This window comes from Candidatus Vallotiella hemipterorum, from assembly GCF_910593725.1.
Classification (GTDB): Bacteria; Pseudomonadota; Gammaproteobacteria; order Burkholderiales; family Burkholderiaceae; genus Mycetohabitans; species Mycetohabitans hemipterorum.
The window spans coordinates 1,037,668-1,052,584 of sequence record NZ_OU343031.1 but is presented as its reverse complement, the minus strand read 5'-3'; the positions used below and the strand labels follow the sequence as shown (position 1 = coordinate 1,052,584).

Below are 14,917 nucleotides of genomic sequence, written 5' to 3'. Positions count from 1 at the left end.
TGCGCATTATGAATAAAACTCAATCTCGCCTGCGCCGTGCTCGTCAAACACACATCAAGATTGCCAGGCTACGAGTTGCGCGTTTAGCCGTGCACCGAACTAACCAGCATATTTATGCGCAGGTGTTTTCGCCGTGCGGCACAAGAGTAGTGGCTAGTGCGTCGACCGTTGAGAGTGAAGTACGCCAGCAATTAGGCGGAAAGTTGGGCAAAGGTAGTAATGTTGCTGCAGCGCAGTTAATCGGCAAGCGCGTTGCTGAGAAAGCTCTAGCTGCCAGCATTGAATCTGTTGCCTTTGATCGCTCTGGCTTTCGCTATCATGGCCGTGTTAAAGCTCTTGCTGATGCCGCACGTGAAGCTGGACTTAAGTTTTAAATGGGATTCGTATGGCAAAAATGCAAGCAAAAATTCAAACTAGTGAACGAGATGATGGCCTACGCGAAAAAATGATATCAGTTAATCGTGTAACCAAAGTAGTCAAAGGTGGTCGCGTTCTTGGTTTTGCTGCACTAACAGTGGTTGGAGATGGTGATGGCCGAATAGGTATGGGTAAAGGTAAGGCTAAGGAGGTACCAGTTGCCGTCCAAAAAGCAATGGAGCAAGCTCGTCGCAATATGTTTAAAGTACCACTAAAAAACGGCACTCTACAACATGAGGTAGACGGTAAGCATGGTGCATCGAAGGTTTTACTTGCACCAGCTAAACAAGGTGCAGGTGTAATTGCTGGTGGCCCGATGCGTGCAGTCTTTGAAGTAATGGGTGTAACGAATGTCGTAGCAAAAAGTCACGGCTCGACAAATGCGTATAATCTTGTTCGAGCCACACTAGACGGTTTGCGTCGCCAGACTACTCTAAGTAGTATTGCTGCTAAGCGCAGTAAAAGCGTCGAAGAAATTTTAGGTTAAGACAAGGCAGTCACTATGTCTGAAAAAACTATTAAAATACGGCTTGTAAAAAGTCTAATTGGTACTAGAGATACACACCGTTCAACAGTGCGCGGTCTTGGTCTTCGTCGCTTAAATTCAATCAGTGAATTACAAGATACACCTTCGGTACGAGGCATGATTAATAAAGTCTCGTACCTCATCAAGGTTGACAGTTAAGTGCTATACAAGCTTAAGAGGTCAGTATGCAATTAAATAATCTGAAGTCAGCTGTAGGCTCTAGGCACGCAAAGCGTCGTCTAGGACGGGGCATTGGATCTGGACTAGGAAAGACTGCAGGCCGTGGTCACAAGGGTCAAAAATCACGGTCAGGTGGGTTTCATAAGGTAGGTTTTGAAGGTGGGCAGATGCCATTGCAACGCCGTTTGCCAAAACGTGGATTTACCTCATTAACAAAAAAATGTATGCGTGAAGTGCGTTTGAGCGACCTGTCAAAATTACTTTCTGAAGAAATTGATCTATTAGTATTAAAACGAGAAAATCTTGTAGGCCCTTTTATTAAAAAAGTAAAAATTATTGCGACTGGCAAGATCAATCGTAAGATGATAATTAAGGGACTAAGTGCTACAAAAGGTGCTCGAAATGCAATTGAAGCCGAAGGAGGGCGGCTCATTTGCTAAGTAAGTCTTTATATATCAGATCATTGCGACTTGCTGCGGAGAAGATTTATGGTTAACAGTCCGATTTTTTCAAAGACTGGACGCAGTAAACCGCACTATAGTGATCTACGTCGGCGACTAATCTTTTTACTGCTAACATTAGTTGTCTACAGAATTGGTGCGCATATTCCAGTTCCAGGAATTGACCCTACTCAGCTAGCTAAGCTGTTCCAAAGTCAGTCCGGTGGTATTTTGGATATGTTTAATATGTTTTCAGGTGGTTCGCTATCTCGGTTTACGGTATTTGCACTAGGAATTATGCCATATATTTCGGCATCAATTATCATGCAACTGTTTACGATCGTATCCCCAAAGTTAGAGGCGTTAAAAAAGGAGGGGCAAGCTGGTCATCGTAAGATTACTTACTACACGCGCTACTTTACAGTTGCGTTAGCAATTTTTCAGGCTTTTAGTATCGCGTTAGCGCTAGAGAGCCGGCCGAATTTAGTAAATGATCCAGGTATAATGTTTCGGCTTATAACTGCAGTAACGTTAGTAACAGGAACAATGTTCCTAATGTGGCTCGGCGAGCAGATTACTGAGCGCGGCTTAGGAAACGGGATTTCAATTATTATTTTTAGTGGTATTGCTGCGGGCTTGCCTAATGCGGCCGCTAATTTATTTGAGCTAGTAAGTGCTGGATCAATAGGTATTATTTCAGCAATTATTATTATTGCGTTAGTTGCTTCGGTCACATATTTAGTTGTTTTTATCGAACGGGGGCAACGTAAAATTCTTGTAAACTACGCAAAACGCCAAGTTGGAAAAAAAATATACGGTGGCCAGTCATCTCACCTGCCATTAAAGCTAAATATGTCGGGTGTAATTCCACCAATTTTTGCGTCATCAATTATTTTACTACCCGCGACCATTGCTAACTGGGTCAGTGCTAGTGCCAATATGTATTGGCTTCATAAGCTTGTATCAGTATTAGAGCCAGGGAAACCTCTATATGTAATTTTATATTCACTAGCTATTGTCTTTTTTTGTTTTTTTTATACATCGTTAGTGTTTAATACTAAAGAAACAGCAGACAACCTAAAAAAAAGTGGTGCGTTTGTTCCAGGGGTTCGCCCAGGTGATCATACTTCTCGTTATATAGCCAAGATTCTTACACGTCTAACGCTAGCTGGTGCAGTATATATTGTATTCGTGTCTCTTCTACCCGAATTCCTAGTACTACGCTGGAATGTACCGTTTTACTTCGGGGGAACTTCATTATTAATTATAGTTGTTGTAACGATGGACTTTATGGCGCAGGTGCAGTCGCATATTATGTCGCAACAGTATGAATCTCTACTTAAGAAAGCTCATTTCAAAAGTAGTAACCTTCCGATGCGTTAAATACAAGGAATATGGCCAAAGACGATGTTATTCAGATGCAGGGTGAGGTTCTTGAAAATCTCCCTAACGCAACATTTCGAGTTAAACTCGAAAATGGTCATATTGTATTGGGACATATCTCCGGGAAGATGCGCATGCACTATATTAGAATTCTCCCCGGCGATAGAGTAACACTAGAATTGACACCTTATGATTTGTCTCGTGCGCGAATTGTGTTTCGGGCAAAATAATTGAGAGAATAAATAATATTATGAAAGTAATGGCATCGGTTAAATGCGTGTGTCGTAATTGTAAAGTTATTAAACGCAAAGGTGTTGTGCGTGTGATTTGCAGCTTAAATCCACGTCATAAGCAGCGTCAAGGCTAAGGCAGCGCCTTCGCTTTTTTGTTTAAGGAAAAACCATGGCTCGTATCGCGGGAGTAAATATCCCAGTTCACAAACATACCGTGATTGCCTTACAAGCTATTCTTGGCATTGGCGTCTCGCGTGCACGGTTAATCTGTACATTAGCTAGTGTTAGTACTTCAAAACGAGTTAAAGAACTGACCGATACAGATTTTGAAAAGCTGAGGGATGAAGTTGCAAAATTTATCGTCGAGGGTGATTTGCGCCGTGAAGTGACGATGAATATTAAGCGTAAGATAGACATCGGATGCTATGAAGGTGTTCGTCATCGCAAGGGTTTGCCTATGCGTGGTCAGCGCACTCGAACAAATGCTCGTACTCGTAAGGGTCCACGTCGTGCGGCTCAAGCGTTGAAGAAGTAAGTTGAACTGATAGTTATAGGAAAACTTAATGGCTAAAGCTTCGAGTAACAGCGCAGCGCAACGCGTTCGTAAAAAAGTTAAAAAAAGTATTGCTGAAGGCGTAGTACATGTTCATGCGTCATTTAATAATACAATTATTACGATTACAGACCGTCAAGGTAATGCATTAGCGTGGGCGACATCTGGTGGGCAGGGATTTAAAGGTTCCCGAAAGTCTACTCCATTTGCTGCACAGGTTGCAGCTGAGTCAGCTGGGCGTGCGGCAATTGAATATGGCGTAAAAAATCTTGAAGTTCGAATTAAAGGTCCCGGTCCAGGTCGTGAATCGGCTGTTAGAGCACTTCATGGCCTTGGTATTAAAATAACAACTATTTCTGATGAAACTCCTATACCACATAATGGATGCCGTCCACCGAAACGCCGTCGTATCTAAAAAAATAGTCTATTAAAGCTTACTGTTGAGCATAACAGTAAGCTGTCTGTGCAAAAGTACTGACTAAGTCCACTGTTTGGCTTACAAGCACAAACTAGCGCAGATTAATTAGATCTGCGTGAATTAATATTAAGGAACTATAAAGTGGCACGCTATACCGGCCCAAAATCAAAACTGTCTCGCCGCGAAGGCACTGATCTTTTTTTAAAAAGCGCACGTCGATCGCTTGCTGATAAATGCAAAAGTGATAGTAAGCCAGGGCAGCATGGTCGTACGTCGGGTGCACGTACATCTGATTACGGCCTGCAATTGCGAGAAAAACAAAAAGTAAAGCGGATTTATGGTGTGCTTGAGCGTCAGTTTCGTCGTTACTTTGCCGAAGCTGATCGTCGCAAGGGAAACACTGGTGAAATGCTATTACAACTGCTAGAGTCTCGTTTAGATACAGTTGTGTATCGAATGGGTTTCGGTTCAACACGTGCTGAAGCGCGTCAACTAGTGAGTCATAAAACGATCTCTATAAACGGTCAAATAGCGAATATCCCGTCATTTCAAGTAAAAGCTGGCGATCTGCTTACTGTACGTGAGCTAGCAAAGAAACAGATACGAATTCAAGAGGCGTTATCGCTAGCTGAGCAAACTGGCTTTCCAAGTTGGGTATCAGTCGACATAAAAAAATTTGAAGGAATTTTTAAGCAAGTTCCTGAGCGTAGCGATATTGCCGGCGATATAAACGAAAGTCTAATTGTTGAATTATATTCGCGCTAATTGTATTAATAGTGGAGTCGCTTATTTAATCTTTATATACAGGCGTCTCAGCTGTTTATTTTCAAGTTATTACTTAATCAGCCTTATCGGTGTAACGAACCGAGGGTATTGAAAAATATATGCAAACCAGTTTGTTAAAACCTAAAATTATTGCGGTAAATTTGCTTGGTGAGAATCATGCAAAAGTAATTATGGAACCGTTTGAACGCGGCTATGGTCACACTTTGGGAAATGCGCTCCGGCGTGTTTTATTATCATCAATGATTGGTTATGCTCCAACTGAGGTAATAATTTCTGGAGTCGTTCATGAATACTCAACCCTTGATGGTATTCAAGAAGATGTGATTAACCTGTTGTTAAACCTCAAGGGTGTAGTATTTAAGCTACATAACCGCGCTGAAGTTACGGTTAACTTACGTAAGGCATGTGAGGGTGTAGTGGTTGCCGGTGATATTGATATTCCGCATGATTGTGAGCTTATAAATCCAGATCACGTTATTGCTCATCTATCAAAAGGCGGTAAACTAGATATGCAGATTAAAGTCGAGAAGGGGCGCGGCTATGTCCCGGGTAATGTACGCTGTTACAGCGATGCAAGCGCTAAAGTCATTGGCAGAATTGTACTAGATGCATCATTTTCTCCAGTTCATCGAGTTAGCTATGCAGTTGAGAGTGCGCGTGTTGAGCAGCGTACAGACTTAGATAAACTTGTAATGAATATCGAGACTAATGGCGTAATTTCACCAGAAGAAGCAATTCGTCAATCAGCTCGAATTCTAGTTGAGCAGTTATCTGTCTTTGCGGCGCTTGAAAGTACTGAAATAACATCTAAAGCGCCTTTGCGTATACCTCAGATTAATCCAATTCTACTGCGTCCTGTTGATGATCTCGAGCTAACAGTCCGATCAGCAAATTGTCTGAAAGCAGAAAATATTTATTATATTGGCGATCTAATTCAGCGTACTGAAAATGAGCTACTAAAAACGCCGAATCTAGGACGAAAGTCATTAAATGAAATCAAAGAAGTTCTTTCTTCACGTGGTTTAATGCTCGGTATGAGATTAGAAAATTGGCCGCCGACTGGCCTAAATGAGTAATTAACGGGCATTTACTGTTTATTATCAAAAAGCTTGGTAACAACGCAAATTTTCTTTATTTTCGTACTAGTTTATGTGCATATTTCGTATTAGGTCACGAAATAAAAAACTGGATTAAAACTCTAAATCAAGGAAATTAAAATGCGTCACCGTCACGGTTTGCGGAAATTAAACCGCACGAGCAGCCATCGCTTAGCAATGCTTCGTAATATGTCAAACTCGTTAATTGAGCACGAGTCTATCAAAACAGCCTTACCAAAAGCTAAGGAGCTTCGTAAGGTTATTGAACCACTGATTACGCTAAGTAAAAAATCTTCTATTGCAAATCGCCGACTGGTTTTCTCGAGATTACGTGACAATAAGTCAGTAACAAAGTTGTTTGAAGTGCTTGGTCCACGTTATATAACGCGCCCCGGAGGTTATCTTCGAATCCTAAAGTTCGGTTTCCGTATTGGTGATAATTCGCCTATGGCGCTAGTTGAATTAGTAGATCGCCCACTTATTGATGGAGTAGTAAAAGCAGTAGAAAGTAAATAAGCGCTATGTTAATAAAAAAGCTAAGCGTCAAGCTTAGCCTTTTCCAGTATAGTACATCTAAACGTTATTTGTCACACAAGAATCATTAAGTTTATTCATCATTATTTAATAATAAATAAGAGAGTGTATTATTAACGCTAATCTCAATACTTACAATATTGCTTAATGTAAATTTTATACAACACTTACCTACGCCGTTCCTAATTTTGAGTGTATCGCTCTTTATGCTGTATAGCTTGTGCTATCTTTTCACTAGCAAGGGGTAAGATATCTTTTTATTTAAGACAGTATATCGTTTATTTAAGTTAAAAATTCATTGTAGTAAATCATCTTTACCGGATGATAAGGGCTTAATAGTATTTAACTATATTAGTATTTACCTGTATATTTTAATTAAGTTAATAGTTAATATATAGATATACTGCTGGCTAATTTTAGTTAGCTGCATTATATAATGCAAAAAAATTTACATTTTTGTAAAATGTACTCACTTAGTTTTATATAAAATTCTTTAACTTGGTGGTTAAAAGTAGCGCTATAAATATGATAGCGATCTATGACGATAATGCATGATTCACTTATATAATTAAGTATTCATAAGGTATTGATGATATATATTATTTTTATATGAAATCTTATCTTGAATTTTTTTATTTTAATTATTCTTACTACTAAGGTAGATGTATTATTTTGTACGCTTATTTTAAATAGATTAATATCTATCTTTAATAAATAAGAATTTTTTATTTAGCAATAAGTATGCGTTACTAGGTTAGTAACTACGAATTAATATTATTAATATATAAAATTATATAAAAAATTAAAAGCTAGTAATAAATTAAATAATTCTAGAATTATATTCTAGTTAATTAGAACCTAATTTAGGTAGGTTAGTTTTTTATTTATTTAGCTATATTTATTAATAATAATCAACATACATTTAGAGCTTAGTAAATAATAAAAATGCTAGTTAGCCATATTTATAAAAATATTTTTAAGACGTATACAACACACACTATCTGCTTGCTATAAAGAAGCTGATATTAATTTGTATAAGATTTATTTACTTTTTCGATGGCCTGTATTTTTTCGAAATTCTCAGATTTTTAAGCGCTTTTTTATAGTTTTATGATGTGTCTTTTAATCTTTTAAGGTAGCTCTATTAAAAATTAATTGGCCCCAATATATATACATTTTTATAGAAAATATAATTTTTCGTTTACTTGTAAATCAATATTAGATACCTAGCCAACGCTCTAATAACGCCTGAGCCTGGTCTACTCCGGTGCGTTTAGGGGCTGAAAATAACTGTATCGTGATTTTGCTTTGCAGACCAGTAATCTGGTAAATAGTAATAGATTTTTGAGCAGCACGCAGTGCGTTCAAACTTTCATTTCTTGATAATTTATCGCATTTAGTCAGCAGTATATGAATTGGACGCATAGTCATGCTAAACCACTTAATCATATGATTATCTAATTCCATGAATGGCCGTCGAGAATCCATTACAAGGATTAGGCCGCGGATCTGCGACCGTTCTATTAAGTAGGCGCTTAGTAATTTTTCCCAATATGTTTTTATAGTGCTAGGAACTTTAGCGTACCCATATCCAGGTAAATCTACTAAATGCGCAATAGGCGTGCTTACTGGTCCGACTGTAAAGTAATTGATATGCTGTGTGCGCCCAGGTATTCTGCTGGTGAATGCCAGCCGCTTTTGGTTGCATAACATATTAATCACAGTAGATTTACCAGCGTTAGAGCGGCCGGCAAACGCTACTTCTGGCTGTACTGTCTCGGGCAGATCACGCAGATGGTTAACGGTCGTAAAAAAATGGGATTGATATAAAAAAGACATAAAATTACTAGCTAATGGGATGGCCTAATATTAGGCTGGGATAGTAGTCGGGCAATCCCGCGCTAATATTATCTGAACAGCGTTATTGTAAATATAATAAGTTATGGGCTATTTAAATGCGTACTCGTTTGGTTAAGAGTAAGTAAACAATTACTAAATAATTATTAATCGTATTATGCAGCTTGGTTTTACAAATGCTCTAATAACAGAATTCGTGGTATGCAGTATTATTTTTATAAGAGCTTTTATTCGAATTTTTTCGTGCTTTATGCACTTTTTATTATTAAGGTATATATAAATACGCTATATACTAGCCATAGTAAACGCAAGTTACCACTAACATATGGTGGCTCTATAAAGCATATAGTTTTTTACTGAATATAGAAATAAATATTCTATGAGCATACTATATAGTTATTTTATGTAGTGAGGAAGTGCTGATTCTCCATCCATTAACTGCGTGAGTGTTTCGCGTTGTCGAGCTACGTGTACCCGAGTGTCGTCTACGAGTAACTCGGCCGCTCTGGGGCGGCTATTATAATTTGAGCTGCTTGAGAACCCATATGCGCCAACTGATCGTATTGCAAGTAGATCGCCAGACTCTAAGATAAGGGGACGATCTCGAGCTAACCAGTCACCACTTTCGCATACTGGGCCTACGATATCATAGGTTACTAACGGTTGGCTATCATCACGTGGCGTAACTGCGTCGATTGCATGGTACGCGCCGTACATAGCGGGACGGATAAGGTCATTCATTGCCGCATCGACGATCGCGAAATTTTTAACTGCTCCCGGCTTCAAGTATTCAACGCGGGTCAGCAAGATTCCTGCATTGCCGACCAGCGAGCGGCCGGGCTCAAACCAAATTTCACGATGGCTATGGCCGCGTTGATCAAAATGGTCTAGTATTGTTTTAACGAATGTACCAATATCCGGGGGAGTTTCGGTATCATAGCGAATGCCTAGACCACCACCGATATCAATATGGTGGATTAGTGCGCCGTCTGACTCAAGTTGTACGACTAACTCAAGTATCTTATCAATAGCATCAAGATAAGGCGAGATTTCAGTAATCTGAGAGCCGATATGGCAATCAATTCCAGTAATTCGTAAATATTTCATATCTAGTGCCGCGCGATACGTCGTGCGTGCATCATCAAAAGCGATACCGAATTTAGTCGATTTTAAGCCTGTTGAAATATATTGATGAGTCTTTGCGTCAACATCGGGGTTTACTCTTAGTGAGATTGGCGCGATCCGGCCAGATTCACCAGCAACTCGGCTCAGTTGCGCTAATTCAGCGCGAGATTCGACGTTAAAACAACGTCCGCCCATATCTAACATCATACGCATCTCGGCGATGCTCTTGCCAACACCAGAAAATACTATATCATTTGGTTTTCCACCAGCAGCAAGTACGCGTGTGAGTTCACCGCCAGAAACGATATCAAATCCAGCGCCCAAGCGTGCGAATACGCTTAGAACAGCAAGGTTGCTATTAGCTTTGACAGCAAAATGAATTTTTGCTCGACGGCCAGTACATGCATCTGCATATGACTGATATGCATCTATTAGCGCGGCTCTCGAATAGATATAGAGCGGTGTGCCATATTGTTCCGCAAGAACACGAGCGGGCACGTGTTCAGCATAAAGTTGATTATCAATATAAGTAAAGGCATTAACCATATAATCAATCAATCGAGAGTAGGGCGAGAAGTAGAGAGATCGGACGCAATCCGAAGACTGGGCTGCAATATATTGGGTGATAATATCGGGGATGTGTGTATGACGTTATTAATCGATGACAGCGCAGCAGACGCTGGTTCTGTAGTAAATTCTGACCAAGAAGGTTGCAGAGGCGAACTTGGTAAGTACAATGAGCCTCGCTGCACACAGCCAGTAAGCAGTATTACTCCCCAGAGAGAGATCTTATAAGATACCGAGATAACGTATACTCTCAAAACCTTTATTATGCCTAATAATCCTGAAACCGCCCGCATAACAGACCCCGTCTAAGCTAACAAGAAGAGTTTAGCATGGTCAATGCCCACTATTTTAAGCTGAGCTAAATAGGCACCATACAGATGGTGATTTTGGATGCATCCAAATAGGTTCAGAATCTATATGTAAATTCGGTAGAAATAATTTACCAATACTTGAATTTAAATTCAATGTAAAAATTACAGTAAATCCATCTCTGCCAATGCTCAAAATCTAGGTTAATATACAAAGCATAGATTACAGAGCGATCTGGCGGGTATCACTTAAATGTATATTGGCATTATATAATACAATACTCGTACATTAATTATTTACTTTTAGTATTATTCATGTAGGATTTTTTATACGGGTCGGTTGAGAATATTCACCGTTATATTGTACGCGGAGCGTATTTATTTACTAGTCCTTAAACAGTTTTAAGATAAACTTTTATTAAATTCGTTATCACGCGTATTAATAGCAGAGTCAGAGACATTGCTTATTGATTCTTCAATTATTTCTGAGGAAGGCATGCCTACTGTTTCAATAAAGCCTGCGCCCGGAAGCATACTAGCGTAGTACAGCTCACCATTAATTTCTTCTATGCCCGGTGGTCTAGGAATAGTGTATACAGGCCTGTTTTTAAGCGCTTGGCTCATATAATCAATCCAAATAGGCAATGCGAGCCTACCCCCGGTTTCACGATCGCCTAGGCTATGAGATCCGTCAAATCCAATCCATGCAACTGCTACCAGGGTGTGTTGGTAGCCAGCAAACCACGCGTCGCGCGATTCGTTAGTCGTTCCGGTCTTACCACCAATGTCGACACGCTTCAGAACATTTGACTTAGCACCTGTTCCGTGCTGTGCGACATCGATAAGTAAGTTATTCATAATGTACGCGTTGCGGGGATCAAGCACGCGAGGCGCATTTTTCTTAGCTACTATTGGCTGCGCGCGCGCGACAAGCTTGTCGCGCGCATCAGTAACCTTAGTAATCAGGTAGGGATTAGTTCGGTAGCCGCCATTGGCGAATACTGCATACCCGGCGGCCATCTGTAATGGTGTAACGAGCCCCGCACCAAGCGCCATAGGCAAGTAAGCCGGGTGTTTATCTGCGTCGAAACCGAAGCAGACAACGTGCTGCTTCGCATAGTGCGTACCGATATAGCTTAAGATTCGAATCGACACAAGATTTCTTGATTGCTGTAGAGCAGTACGCATCGTTATCGGGCCATCATAGTTACCACCATAATTTTTTGGTTCCCACGCCTGACCACCAGGCGTGCTTGGTGGAAAATATATCGGTGCATCATTAATAATCGTTGCCGGACCTAGTCCCTTATCTAGTGCAGCGGAGTAAATAAATGGCTTAAAGCTTGAGCCAGGCTGACGCCATGCCTGCGTAACGTGATTAAATTTACTCTTATTAAAATCAAAGCCACCAATTAGTGCCCTGATTGCGCCATCCTGTGGCACGAGTGCAATCAGGGCACTCTCAACTTGAGGCACCTGCGCAATACTAAAAGTATTATGCGCATCTTTAGTAATCCGGATAATAGATCCGGGATGGATGCGCCGGTTCTGCTGAGCCCGTCTAGATAAAGCCTCTGCTGCAAAACGCAGCCCATCACCTCGAATGATGACGATGTTGCCATCGATTAAGGAAGCTCTAACTTCCTGTGGGCTAGCTCGAGTGACAACAGTGGCAATTAAGTCGCCGCTATCTGGGTACTCTAGTAATGCGTCACCTATTGCCTGTTCCCTCGCGGCGCTATTACGCGGCAATTTAATAAAGCCTTCTGGTCCACGGTAACCATGGCGGCGATCGTAGTCTACTACACCCTTATGCACAGCACGGTATGCCGCTTCCTGATCCGATGAATGAATCGTTGTGATAACCTTGAAGCCACGCGTGTAAATTTCATCGCGATACTGCGCGTACATCAATTGTCGAACTATCTCCGCTACATACTCAGCGTGTATACTGTATGGAGAGCTCACTGTTTTAAGCGCGATTGGCTCTTGTATTGCTGAATTATATTGATCTTCATTAATGTAGCGCAACTTCAGCATACGTTGTAGTATATACTCCTGGCGAATCTTTGCGCGCCTTGGGTTTGCTATAGGATTGTATGAGGATGGAGCCTTAGGTAGACCAGCAAGCATAGCAGCCTGAGCAAGTGTGATATTCTTTAAATCCTTACCGAAGTACACGCGAGATGCGCTAGCGAAACCATATGCGCGTTGGCCAAGATAGATATGATTCATATAGACTTCAAGAATCTGATTTTTCGTTAATGCAGATTCGATCTTATACGCAAGTAGGATTTCATATAGCTTGCGCATATAGGTTTTCTCTCTAGACAAGAAAAAGTTTCGGGCTACCTGCATCGTGATCGTACTAGCACCTTGAGCATTATTACCCCGAGTAAAATTGGCTATACTAGCACGCAGTATGCCGGTTAGGTCAACGCCGCTATGATTGTAGAATCGATAGTCCTCAATCGCTAGGACCGCTTTTTTTAGCGTCTCTGTAATTTCGTCAAGTTTCACAACATTTCTGCGCTCCTGGCCGAATTCACCGATAAGAACATGGTCTTCTGTATAGATACGCATCGGCACCTTAGGCTGATAGTCTATAAGCACAGTTAATGGTGGGAGATTACGCCCAGCAAGAATTACCGCGTAGCACAGAACCAACCCTAATGCTAAGGTTGTCCCGATTAGTAATTTGATAAGTACGAACAAAAACCGCCACCATGACGTGTTCTGGTGCTTCGTTCCAGATGGAGGAAAGGGAGTGTCAGGTGTCGTTAATTGCATGAGAATACTAAAACACGAACGCGTAATTATACTTGGGGCGTGCTGACATAGTAATTTTCTACTTGTCTACAGTGAATGCTGATTGTAGGCGAAACATAGTACTAATTAATTAACCACTGGTAGATTATCTAGTGTGCGAGAGCGGCACAATTATCTATGTATGTATTCGAATGTAGACTTGTAGTGATTCCGATCTAACGCGGCAGAGCAAGATAGGATATAGGAAATGCCCAATTATTTATTGAATTAAGATTTAAGATAGGAGCTAATAATACAGCTATTAGTAGTCCGAATAGCAATGACTAGCCGAAGGGGGGTTAGCTGAGATGCTGTATATATTGTTCACAGGCCCCGCATAGCGCCCTATTAAGAGGAGATCGTGTGTTTACAGTGTAATAAACAGAGGCCTATCTCTCTTGTTCTTTTACGAGAAAACCGAGGCATTCAGTCGGTAATTTCGACAGCCCAGCTGAGGCTCAACTAACAGTGGGCTCTTTAGGTAATGCTCTTTACGCCCGCTGTATTAATAATAAAGTCATGCGCAATGCATCTGCTCTGTATAGATAACTGTGTAACGGTTGGTATACGAGTCTTAAGCGGGTGTGCTATTGCTGCCGCGCCACCGCTAGCAGCGGATACAAAACTATATCTATGCTTGTAATGCTAGTAGCGATACTCTTATCTGGCTAGTATCGCGGAGATCCTTGTCGGAGGCGTACACCATTCACTTCACCATAGCAAGCTGTAGGTAATTAGTGCTTAACTCAGAAAAACTATTTTATTTAAAAAATGCTTGTTACAACTGTAGGTAATATACTTTTACGATTTTCTAAGGCACGGGCGTGTAGCTAATTGTTGTATAAATGTATCGCACATTCACTACCCGCTCCATCTCAGCTTACGCATTCCACGGCCACCGGGCCTTGAGATAGCAGCAAAAGCTTTAGTACCTTATCTTGAGCCCTCATTAGACCGTGCATTCACGGTCGCATCCATACTATATATAATCTCAGCCTAAATCTGAGCAGACGCTATGAGACTGATATATTAGACATTTATAATGAGTGCTGAGCGCAATATCTAGTTCCCTGTAGTAAATAACAGGATTAAAATTGTTACTAGTAACAGTGATTACATTTATCACCATATCTAAATAACGCTCTATCATTCTGTATATTAGCTAGTCACCTATTCTAACTTTATTATTATTTGATATAATATAAAGCTCCACATTCAAGCTCAGCTTTTAGAAATATCTAATAGATGCTATCCCGTCTTCAATGCGCTAAATTCTGAGGGGTGTAGTATTCATGCTAGATTAGCAATGCTATCAGAGCTCTGAACTGCCTAACCGCCGAAGTTAGGCTATAGATTACGCGCTTCGTAATATACTATTTCGGATTTCGAGGGCATAAATAGTCCCAGACAAACAATAGTCTAGGCCACGTAAAGGTTTAAAATAGTGAATAGTCGCTCGTTTCTAATTAGCGCCTTTTATTTATAGAAGGATTAAAAATAATGTGTATACCTATCCTGAGCCACATCTCATAAATAAGAGTTTGGTTTCAACCACCAAAGATAAAGTGGCCATCAAAGTGCATAATTAATGATATAGATCATGCCAAAATTTCCCTCCAGGCGGTTTTTAGAAGACGGCCTTTGAGAAGTGATGCCCATGGGGCCTTATAGGATACAGTGCCGCC

16 protein-coding genes are annotated in these 14,917 nt (G+C 40.7%); 13 read left to right on the top strand and 3 right to left on the bottom strand.

Annotated elements, in window-relative coordinates; genetic code table 11:
- Nucleotides 1-8: 8 nt before the first annotated feature.
- The 12 genes from rplR (at nt 9) to rplQ (ending at nt 6,549) form a co-directional block, all read left to right on the top strand.
- Complete coding sequence (gene rplR, locus KW136_RS03660) at nt 9-374, top strand: 50S ribosomal protein L18 (RefSeq protein WP_216797232.1); 366 nt, start codon at nt 9-11, stop codon at nt 372-374.
- An 11-nt stretch (nt 375-385) separates the two neighbouring features.
- On the top strand, nt 386-904 hold the full coding sequence (gene rpsE, locus KW136_RS03655) for a 30S ribosomal protein S5 (RefSeq protein ID WP_216797230.1): 519 nt from the start codon (nt 386-388) through the stop codon (nt 902-904).
- 15 nt (nt 905-919) lie between these two features.
- Nucleotides 920-1,102: a 50S ribosomal protein L30 gene (gene rpmD / locus KW136_RS03650; RefSeq protein ID WP_216797228.1), complete on the top strand. Its 183-nt coding sequence runs from the start codon at nt 920-922 to the stop codon at nt 1,100-1,102.
- 26 nt (nt 1,103-1,128) lie between these two features.
- The gene (rplO, locus tag KW136_RS03645) at nt 1,129-1,563 is read left to right on the top strand and encodes a 50S ribosomal protein L15 (RefSeq protein WP_216797226.1); all 435 of its coding nucleotides are present in this window, start codon (nt 1,129-1,131) and stop codon (nt 1,561-1,563) included.
- Nucleotides 1,564-1,611: 48 nt separating this feature from the next.
- Nucleotides 1,612-2,946, top strand: a complete 1,335-nt coding sequence (gene secY, locus KW136_RS03640; protein ID WP_216797225.1) for a preprotein translocase subunit SecY — start codon at nt 1,612-1,614, stop codon at nt 2,944-2,946.
- Nucleotides 2,947-2,957: 11 nt separating this feature from the next.
- Nucleotides 2,958-3,176 (top strand): translation initiation factor IF-1, encoded by a 219-nt coding sequence (infA, locus tag KW136_RS03635; RefSeq protein ID WP_216797223.1) that lies wholly within the window; start codon nt 2,958-2,960, stop codon nt 3,174-3,176.
- Between the two features lie 20 nt (nt 3,177-3,196).
- Nucleotides 3,197-3,313 carry a 50S ribosomal protein L36 gene (rpmJ, locus tag KW136_RS03630; RefSeq protein WP_216797222.1) on the top strand — a complete coding sequence of 39 codons (117 nt, stop codon included), beginning with the start codon at nt 3,197-3,199 and terminating at the stop codon, nt 3,311-3,313.
- 35 nt (nt 3,314-3,348) lie between these two features.
- Nucleotides 3,349-3,714: a 30S ribosomal protein S13 gene (rpsM, locus tag KW136_RS03625; RefSeq protein WP_216797221.1), complete on the top strand. Its 366-nt coding sequence runs from the start codon at nt 3,349-3,351 to the stop codon at nt 3,712-3,714.
- 28 nt (nt 3,715-3,742) lie between these two features.
- Nucleotides 3,743-4,147, top strand: coding sequence for a 30S ribosomal protein S11 (rpsK, locus tag KW136_RS03620; protein WP_216797220.1), 405 nt, complete (start codon nt 3,743-3,745; stop codon nt 4,145-4,147).
- A 144-nt stretch (nt 4,148-4,291) separates the two neighbouring features.
- Nucleotides 4,292-4,915: a 30S ribosomal protein S4 gene (rpsD, locus tag KW136_RS03615; RefSeq protein WP_216797219.1), complete on the top strand. Its 624-nt coding sequence runs from the start codon at nt 4,292-4,294 to the stop codon at nt 4,913-4,915.
- A 119-nt stretch (nt 4,916-5,034) separates the two neighbouring features.
- On the top strand, nt 5,035-6,012 hold the full coding sequence (locus KW136_RS03610; RefSeq protein WP_216797215.1) for a DNA-directed RNA polymerase subunit alpha: 978 nt from the start codon (nt 5,035-5,037) through the stop codon (nt 6,010-6,012).
- 141 nt (nt 6,013-6,153) lie between these two features.
- Nucleotides 6,154-6,549 (top strand): 50S ribosomal protein L17, encoded by a 396-nt coding sequence (rplQ, locus tag KW136_RS03605; RefSeq protein ID WP_216797214.1) that lies wholly within the window; start codon nt 6,154-6,156, stop codon nt 6,547-6,549.
- A gap of 1,236 nt (nt 6,550-7,785) precedes the next feature.
- On the opposite strand, the gene yihA is transcribed toward rplQ, so the two are convergent.
- Nucleotides 7,786-8,406: a ribosome biogenesis GTP-binding protein YihA/YsxC gene (gene yihA / locus KW136_RS03600; protein WP_216797213.1), complete on the bottom strand. Its 621-nt coding sequence runs from the start codon at nt 8,404-8,406 to the stop codon at nt 7,786-7,788.
- A 414-nt stretch (nt 8,407-8,820) separates the two neighbouring features.
- The gene (gene lysA, locus KW136_RS03595) at nt 8,821-10,095 is read right to left on the bottom strand and encodes a diaminopimelate decarboxylase (RefSeq protein ID WP_216797211.1); all 1,275 of its coding nucleotides are present in this window, start codon (nt 10,093-10,095) and stop codon (nt 8,821-8,823) included.
- Between the two features lie 99 nt (nt 10,096-10,194).
- On the opposite strand from lysA, the gene KW136_RS03590 reads away from it, so the two are divergent.
- Nucleotides 10,195-10,344 (top strand): hypothetical protein, encoded by a 150-nt coding sequence (locus tag KW136_RS03590; protein ID WP_216797210.1) that lies wholly within the window; start codon nt 10,195-10,197, stop codon nt 10,342-10,344.
- Between the two features lie 482 nt (nt 10,345-10,826).
- Here the strand turns inward: KW136_RS03590 and KW136_RS03585 are convergent, their stop codons facing one another.
- On the bottom strand, nt 10,827-13,214 hold the full coding sequence (locus KW136_RS03585) for a penicillin-binding protein 1A (protein WP_216797209.1): 2,388 nt from the start codon (nt 13,212-13,214) through the stop codon (nt 10,827-10,829).
- Nucleotides 13,215-14,917: the final 1,703 nt, after the last annotated feature.